The 8,774-nt window shown below is 48.5% G+C and carries 8 protein-coding genes; 7 read left to right on the forward strand and 1 reads right to left on the reverse strand.

What is annotated here, in order from left to right:
• The first annotated feature begins 3 nt into the window (after window positions 1-3).
• From argB to BUB85_RS07805, 7 genes are all read left to right on the forward strand, one after another.
• On the forward strand, window positions 4-900 hold the full coding sequence (argB, locus tag BUB85_RS07775; protein ID WP_073107984.1) for an acetylglutamate kinase: 897 nt from the start codon (window positions 4-6) through the stop codon (window positions 898-900).
• Entirely contained in the window at window positions 893-2,086 is a 1,194-nt protein-coding gene (locus tag BUB85_RS07780) for an aspartate aminotransferase family protein (protein WP_073107987.1), read from the forward strand. The genes argB and BUB85_RS07780 overlap by 8 nt, the downstream gene beginning before the upstream one ends.
• A 236-nt stretch (window positions 2,087-2,322) precedes the next feature.
• Window positions 2,323-2,946: a helix-hairpin-helix domain-containing protein gene (locus tag BUB85_RS07785; RefSeq protein ID WP_073107990.1), complete on the forward strand. Its 624-nt coding sequence runs from the start codon at window positions 2,323-2,325 to the stop codon at window positions 2,944-2,946.
• Between the two features lie 13 nt (window positions 2,947-2,959).
• Window positions 2,960-3,664 (forward strand): response regulator transcription factor, encoded by a 705-nt coding sequence (locus tag BUB85_RS07790; RefSeq protein ID WP_073107993.1) that lies wholly within the window; start codon window positions 2,960-2,962, stop codon window positions 3,662-3,664.
• Window positions 3,591-5,069: a sensor histidine kinase gene (locus BUB85_RS07795; RefSeq protein ID WP_073107996.1), complete on the forward strand. Its 1,479-nt coding sequence runs from the start codon at window positions 3,591-3,593 to the stop codon at window positions 5,067-5,069. The genes BUB85_RS07790 and BUB85_RS07795 overlap by 74 nt, the downstream gene beginning before the upstream one ends.
• A gap of 80 nt (window positions 5,070-5,149) precedes the next feature.
• Complete coding sequence (locus BUB85_RS07800) at window positions 5,150-6,073, forward strand: GerMN domain-containing protein (protein ID WP_084533955.1); 924 nt, start codon at window positions 5,150-5,152, stop codon at window positions 6,071-6,073.
• The gene (locus tag BUB85_RS07805) at window positions 6,070-8,376 is read left to right on the forward strand and encodes a DNA internalization-related competence protein ComEC/Rec2 (protein WP_073108002.1); all 2,307 of its coding nucleotides are present in this window, start codon (window positions 6,070-6,072) and stop codon (window positions 8,374-8,376) included. Before BUB85_RS07800 ends, BUB85_RS07805 begins: the two co-directional genes overlap by 4 nt.
• A 72-nt stretch (window positions 8,377-8,448) precedes the next feature.
• Here BUB85_RS07805 and BUB85_RS07810 read toward each other — a convergent pair.
• On the reverse strand, window positions 8,449-8,774 hold a 326-nt coding region (locus BUB85_RS07810; protein WP_143160677.1), incomplete at its 5' end, for an IS66 family transposase.

Below are 8,774 nucleotides of genomic sequence, written 5' to 3' on the forward strand. Positions count from 1 at the left end.
AAAATGAATGAGAATATGCAGAAATATTTAGAGAAAGCGGAAGTGCTGATCGAGGCACTGCCATATATACAGCGTTTTAACCGCAAGATCATCGTGGTAAAATACGGCGGGAGTGCCATGGTGGATGACGAATTGAAAAAGCAGGTCATTCAGGATGTCACCCTGTTGAAGCTGGTCGGTTTCAAACCGATCATTGTCCATGGGGGCGGAAAAGAGATCAGTCGCTGGGTCGGCAAGGTCGGAATGGAACCACAGTTCATCAATGGACTTCGCGTGACAGATGACGAGACGATGGAAGTTGCCGAGATGGTTCTCGGCAAGGTGAATAAGAGCCTGGTGCAGCTGGTGCAGCAGCTGGGAGTGCGTGCCATCGGAATCAGCGGAAAAGACGGCGGACTTCTGAAGGTCGATAAGAAATATTCCGATGGAAAAGATATTGGGTTCGTGGGTGACGTCAAAGAAGTGGATGCTCAAATTCTGGAGGATCTTCTGGAGAAGGATTTCCTTCCAATCATCTGCCCGGTGGGCATGGATGACGATTACAATACATATAACATCAATGCGGATGACGCCGCATGCGCGATCGCGAGAGCTATGAAAGCAGAAAAACTGGCATTTTTGACGGATATTGAGGGAGTTTATAAAGATCCAGAGGATCCGGCAACACTGATTTCAGAGCTTCGTGTGGATGAGGCGCAGAAGCTGATGGACGAGGGCTACATTGGAGGCGGAATGCTGCCAAAACTGCAGAACTGTATCGATGCCATTGAGCATGGCGTATCCAGAGTGCATATTCTGGACGGAAGAATCGCACATTGTCTGCTGCTCGAAATCTTTACCAACAAAGGAATCGGCACGGCAATCATCAACGGAGAGGAGAACAGGTACTATCATGAATAACGCATATATGGAATCTACGGACCAGGTGCTGGTTCACACTTACAATCGTTTCCCGGTCATTTTCGATCACGGTGACGGCGTGCATCTCTACGACGAGGATGGAAAAGAATATCTGGATTTTGCGGCGGGAATTGCGGTGTCATCACTGGGATATGGTAATCCGGAGATCGCGGAGACGATGAAGAACCAGATCGACAAGCTCTGCCACATTTCCAATTTGTATTACACAAAACCGATTCTGAATGCAGCGACCCGGCTGAAGGCGGCATCGCAGATGGACCGCGTGTTTTTCACGAACAGCGGAACAGAAGCAATCGAGGGTGCACTGAAATCAGCGAGAAAGTATGCTTACTCCAAAAACAATGGCCGATTCGAATTTATCGCGATGGAGCATTCATTTCACGGGAGAAGTATGGGTGCCTTGTCTGTGACTGGAACTGAGAAATACCGCACCCCGTTCGAGCCGCTTGTGGGCGGCGTGAAGTTTGCGAAGTACAATAATCTGGAGAGCGTGAAGGCGCTGATCACGGATAAGACCTGCGCGGTTATCATGGAGACACTTCAGGGAGAGGGCGGAATCTATCCGGCTGAAAAAGAATTTCTGCAGGGCGTGAAACAACTCTGTGAGGAGAATGACATGCTCCTGATTCTGGATGAGATCCAGTGCGGCATGGGAAGAACCGGCACCATGTTTGCATGGCAGGATTATGATGTGAAACCGGACATTATGTGCATGGCGAAGGCAATCGGAAATGGAGTTCCGGTGGGTGCATTCGCAATGACGGAGCAGGTGGCAGAATATTCTCTTGCACCGGGAGACCATGGCACGACATATGGCGGCGGCCCTCTGGTATGTGCAACGGTGGATAAAGTGCTGGAAATCTTCGAGAGAGATCATATCGTGGACCACGTAAAAGAAGTGGCACCGTATCTGGAGGAAAAGCTGGACGAACTGGTGGAAAAATATGACATTGTCACGGCGAGACGTGGAAAAGGTCTGATTCAGGGGCTGGTGGTCACGAAGCCGGTCGGACAGATCGTGAATGCCGCATTGGAGGAAGGTCTGGTTGTCATCAGCGCCGGAAGTGACGTGGTACGTTTTGTTCCACCGCTGGTCATTACAAGAGCGGATGTGGATGAGATGATCGTGAAGCTTGAAAAAGCAATTGTGAAAGCGAACCAGTAAGGAATCATTCCATAAGGGACAGAGCAAAAGTGCAATTGGGGACGTAGCAAAATGACATTTTGCTACGTCCCCAATTGCACTTTTGCTCTGTCCCTTATGGAATGATTCATACATCGTAATAAAAATGTAACATAATCGTAAAAAAGATATTGTATTTTTCCCGTGGATTCGGTACAATATTACATGTCCATTCATAGAGGGGTATTTGCGGTTTCTGCGACTGCAAAGGAGAAGATATGAGGACAGGAAAACATACCATTTTAAGAATCGTGATGGTGATATGTATTACTTTTTGCTGTGTGGGATGTCAGAAGAAAGAGACGGCAGACCTGCAGGAGATTGAAATAAAAGATACACAGGATGAAGATCGGAAGGCAGAGGAAGATCTGCCGCAGGAAGAGGTCTCGTTGTGTGTCTATGTTTGCGGAGCAGTAAATCAGCCTGGAGTATACAGCCTGCCGGAGACGGGAAGGGTATATGAAGCACTGGCAATGGCTGGTGGAATGACTGAGAACGCGGCAGCTGATTATCTGAATCAGGCACAGTTGGTCACGGACGGTCAAAGGCTTTATGTTCCGACGAATGAGGAGTTGGAATCTGGACAGACAGCTATGGATGGAGTGAATGCTCCGATGGAAGGCGGCAATGCGCCGCAGGCTGCAGAGAACAGGCTGGTCAATCTGAATCAGGCTTCGATGGAGGAACTGATGACGTTGACCGGAATCGGTGAAGTCAAGGCGGCGGGCATCGTTTCCTACAGAGAGGAACACGGTGGTTTTGCGCAGATTGAAGATGTGATGCAGGTAGAAGGAATCAAGGAGAGCACTTTTCAGAAAATCAAGGACCAGATTACTGTATAAAAGAGGGGATTATATGCCAAAAAAGATTTTAGTAGTAGATGATGAAAAATTAATCGTGAAAGGAATCCGTTTCAGTCTGGAGCAGGACGGCATGGAGGTGGACTGCGCCTACGACGGAGAGGAAGCGCTGGAGTATGCCAGAAACTGCGAGTATGATCTGGTACTGCTGGATGTGATGCTCCCCAAGATTGGCGGCTTTGAGGTCTGCCAGCAGATTCGTGAATTTTCCGATATGCCGGTGGTCATGCTCACGGCCAAGAGTGAGGATATGGACAAGATTCTCGGACTGGAGTACGGGGCGGATGATTATATTACCAAGCCTTTCAACATTTTGGAAGTGAAAGCACGCATCAAGGCAATCATGCGGCGCACGGCAAGAAAAGAAGAGCCAAAGAGTGAAAAGGTTCTTGTGAAGGGAGCCATGAAGATCGACTGCGACAGCCGCCGCGTCTTTATCAATGATGTGGAAATCAATCTGACTGCCAAAGAGTATGATGTGCTGGAACTGCTCGCGACGAATCCAAACAAGGTATACAACCGTGAAGTACTGCTCCGTATGGTCTGGGGGGCTGACTATCCGGGAGACGTGAGGACTGTGGATGTTCATATACGGAGGCTCCGCGAGAAAGTAGAGAAAAACCCGAGTGAACCGAAATACATTCATACAAAGTGGGGAGTGGGGTATTATTTCCAGGGTGAAAATAAAAATAAAAAATAAATTTCTACAGAGTCTGTTTTTTCGAATTATACTTATCGTAATCGGAGTGGGAATCATTCCGTGTCTGATTCTGCGCGCCGGTATTCTTAGAAGCTATGAGATGCGTGCAGTTTCCCTGCGGACGGCTGATATACAGAATCAATGTACGATTCTCTGCAATCAGCTGTCTTCCGCGAAGTATTTGTCGGACACTTCTTCCGACGTTATCAATGCAGAATTAATCCAATTGACAAATGTATATAATGGCAGAGTGATGATCGTGGATCAGGATTGTGAGATTATTCAGGACACCTACAATATTGATGAGGGAAAAACCATAGTATCTGAGGCTGTGATACAGACTTTTGCGGGGACGGGAACCAACCATTACGACAAGAAAAACCATTACATTGAAGTGACCGCCCCGATCATGGATGCAGGTGGCACAGATGCGGAGGGCGTCATGCTTGTCAGCGTTTCCACGGACACAATCGTGGACAGTCTGGATATCCTGGAATCAAAAGGGAATATTATTCTTGCCACCTTGTCATTTCTGATGATGGTACTTGCACTGCTTATCGCATGGCTCGTGGTCCGGCCGCTGAAGAAAATCACACAGTCAATCGAGGCTGTGACCGAGGGATATGTGCAGGAGGCACTGCATGAGAACACATATACAGAGACGGAGGCTATGTCGGACGCATTTAACATGATGATGGGCAGGCTGAAGGTGCTGGATGATTCCCGCCAGGAGTTTGTGTCCAACGTGTCCCATGAGTTGAAGACTCCGCTGACTTCCATGAAGGTTCTCGCCGACGCCCTGTTGTCACAGGAGGAGGCACCGGTTGAGATGTACCGGGAGTTTATGGGGGATATCACGGAAGAGATTGACCGGGAAAATGTAATCATCACGGATCTGCTCTCTCTGGTGAAAATGGATCGCTCGTCCCCGGATTTGAATATCCAGTCCACGGATATCAACGAATTGCTGGAATTGATTCTGAAGCGTCTGAAGCCGATCGCTATGAAGAAAAATGTGGATGTGGTGTTCGAGAGTTTCCGACCGGTGACGGCCGAGGTGGACGAAGTCAAGATGACACTTGCTTTCTCAAATCTCGTGGAAAATGCGATCAAGTACAATCACGAGGAGGGATGGGTGCATGTCTCGCTCAATGCGGATCATAAGTTTTTTTATGTGAGTGTATCCGATTCCGGTCCGGGAATTGCACCGGAGGAGCATGATCATATATTTGAACGTTTTTACCGTGTAGATAAATCACACTCCAGGGAACTGGGCGGATCGGGGCTTGGTCTGGCAATCACGAGAAGTGCGGTGATCATGCATCGCGGCTCTGTGAAGGTGGAGAGTGAAAAAGGAGAAGGAACCACATTTACCGTGCGGATTCCATTGAATTATATTGTTTAGAAAATATAGCGCAGATTCCATCGAATGATGCGTTTCCGGGGAATATCATACCGGGCATCGTGAAGAAAGGAGGAAAAATCTTGCGGAAAAGAATACAGTTATGCGGCATCTGTCTGATGTTATGTATGATGCTGTTCGCCTGCAGCAGCACAGAGAGGACGGAAGAAAAAGGAACCTTCGTCTGCTACCTGAACGAAGAGCAGACGTGTGTCATGAAAAAACAGTATGAGATCACGGGAAAAACGACAGAGCAGAAGGTGAAAAATATGCTGGATGCGCTGGGGGAACCATCCGACGATGTCGCATACAATCCGGCGATCCCCAGAGGGGCAAAAGTGCTGGACTATACATTGAAGGATAAGATACTGTACATCAATCTGAACGCGAAATACGGGGGCATGTCTGCGAAAAAGGGTGCACTTTCCCGGGCTGCAATCGTCAATTCGTTGATGCAGATCACGGGTGTGGAGAAAATCGGATTTCTGGTGGAGGGAAACCCGCTTCAGGATTCCAGAGGCCGTGAGATCGGATTGCTGAGTGATGCAGACTTTGTGCAGAACGTCGGACAGAATCTGAATTCTTACCAGACGACAACTCTGAATCTGATGTTTTCCAACAAAGACGGCGACAAGCTGAAAATAGAAACGCTGGATGTAAAATACAGCAGCAACATTTCCAAAGAAAAACTGATCGTTGAACAGCTTATGAGAGGTCCGGATGTATCGGGGGATTATCCGACCATCAATCCGAATGTCCAGCTGATCGGAGTAACCATCAAGGATGGGATATGCTATGTGAACTTTGACGAAGAGTTTTCCAACAGAGTATATGACATCAAGCCGGAGATTACGATTTATTCTATTGTAAATTCTATTATTGAGGGCACGGATGCCACATTGGTTCAGGTGGAGATCAACGGGGAGACGAATATTACTTATCTTGATAGCGTGGATCTGAGTGAACCGCTGGCTTACAGTACGGAATGGATGGAGGAGACAGAATGACAAGAAGGCCGGTGTGCCTGTGCTGTCTGTTGTTTCTGCTTCTCCAGATGATTCTGATCCGGGGGTTCCAGGTGTATGATGACCGGGAGCCCCCATGGTTAGAAGCGTTGGTGCAGCAGGAGCGGCCCGCCACAGTAGAGGGGCAGATCTATCAGAAAGAAATCAAAGAAGAATACGATGTATTCTATCTGAAATGCAGTTCACTGCAATCTAAAATTATCATTTATATCAAACGGGAATCGCCGGAAGACTTACAAAAACAATCACAAAAAGAGCAGCACAAACAATCACAAGAACAATCACAAAAAAAGCAGCAGAAACAACCAGTTAAGGATCTGAATATAAATGTTATACATATCGGAAACAGGATCCGGGTGACCGGAGAGGCCAGTCTTTTTGACGTGCCCAGAAATCCGGGGAATTTCGATCAGAATTTTTACTACCGGAAACAGGGAATACAAGGTGCGGTCTGGGCGGATTCAGTAGAGGTAACGGATACGGAAATATACAGGCTGCGCGACAGGCTTAGCCAGATACGGCAGCGCTGGAAGGAACTTCTGATTGAGATACTGGGGGAAGAAAAGGGAAATACGATGAGCGCGATTCTGCTCGGGGAGAAGAGCGGGCTGGATGCGGAACTGAAGGAACTATACCAGATAACCGGGATCGGACACATTCTTGCCATCTCGGGACTTCACATGTCCTTCATCGGAATCGGATTATACAAATTACTGCGCAGAGGCGGATTTTCATTCTTTACGGCGGGCATGGCAGGTACCTGTTTTCTGCTCTGCTATACCATCATGATCGGATGTGGAGTTGCCAGCGTGAGAGCACTGGTTATGTACGGGATCCGTATGGGTGCGGAGATCACTGGAAGAGTGTACGACATGCTGACCAGTCTGGCGATCGCGGCAATGGTGATATTGATCTGGAGACCGCTGTATCTGCTGGATGCGGGATTTCTGTTATCCTTTGGTGCGGTGGCCGGAGCCCTTCTGCTGTCCCCTGTGCTGGAACAGGCACTGAGGGTGGAGGATGAGAGCGCAGGGGGAATGGCAGCGGTGCAAGTACAATTTCTGCGCGGGCTGTGCAGTGGGCTGGGAATCCACCTGATGATATTCCCGGTCATGCTGTACTTTTATTATGAATTTCCGCCCTATTCCATCCTGCTGAATCTGCTGGTCATTCCGCTGATGTCAGCTGTTCTGGGGGCAGGAGTGACCGGATCTTTTCTGTCAGCAATATTTCTGCCCGCCGGAAGATGGGTGCTGCATATCTGTGTGCCGATTCTGTGGCTGTACGAGAAATCCTGCAGGCTGACCATGGCACTTCCGTTTTGCAGACTGGTGTTTGGACGCCCGGTTCTCTGGCAGATCCTGCTGTATTATCTGGTGCTGCTTTTCCTGTGGATGGTGCTGAAATATACCAAAAAGAAAACAGGACGACAACTGGGAGTTGTTCTGATGGCGGCAGTAGTCTGCGTTCTGGCTGTCGGGCACGGCAACCGCGGTAAAGTCCGTTTCACCATGCTGGATGTCGGCCAGGGCGACGGAATGTTTCTTCGTGGTCCCTCCGGTGTCACCTACCTGATAGACGGTGGCAGCAGTGACGTGAAATCGGTTGGTCGCTACCGCATAGAACCATTCCTGAAATCACAGGGGGTGGGGGTGCTGGACTATGTATTCGTCTCTCACGGGGATGCGGATCACATGAATGGAATTGAAGAGATGATAGAACGTCAGTCTGTGGGAGTCAAAGTCCGGTGTCTTGTGCTCCCGGTGCAGGAATTGTGGGATGAGAATCTGACAGAGCTCGCGCAGACCGCCGCCGACAGGAACACCCGTGTCCTGACGATTCGGGAATCACAGTGCCTGACAGAGGGGACGATGACACTGACATGTCTGCAGCCGGATACAGATTTCCCTGGGGAGATCGGAAACGCAAGCTCGGTGGTGTTAAAGCTGTCCTATGGAGCGTTTGATATGCTGCTCACCGGTGATGTGGAGGGCGCAGGTGAGGACGAACTGGAAAAAAATCCGGTACTGGGTGAGTGTGAGGTGCTGAAGGTGGCACATCACGGATCAAAGAACTCCAGCAGTGAGACAATGCTGAATAAAATTCGTCCAGAGGTATCTCTGATATCAGCCGGCAGGGAAAACCGCTACGGTCATCCCCATGCAGACACGATCGATCGACTGGAAAATGTGGAAAGCAGGATTTTCTGTACCCAGGAGCTGGGGGCAATCACAATCATAAGTGATGGGACGCGAATGACTCTGCATCACTTTGTCGAGGAGTGACAGGAGGCAGAGAAGAGGATTCCGGTTTTGAAATTTACATTTTTACAATTTTTGTAACTGTTCAGAACTCCATTAGTTAAAGATGATATCGGAATTCCCTAAAAGGGCTTCTCTGATTGCTGTAAAAGCATTTATTCCATGCTTATGAGCAGTCCCAATATAGCTCATGATTGTAAGATATTCCTGTGCGCCTTCCTCACTGCGAAAACATCCTGAGACCTTGGTTTTAACCTTAATCATGCGCAAATCACGTTCCGCAAGGTTATTATCAAACGGAACACAGAGATTCTTTATAAATAAGCAGACTGATGCCTTGTAATTCACAAGTCTGTCAATTAGATTTAGTACCTTGGTCTTTTTCTTTCGACCACGCTTTTTGGTTGTGACTTCTGGTAAAG

Source organism: Hespellia stercorisuis DSM 15480 (assembly GCF_900142165.1).
GTDB classification, from domain to species: Bacteria; Bacillota; Clostridia; order Lachnospirales; family Lachnospiraceae; genus Hespellia; species Hespellia stercorisuis.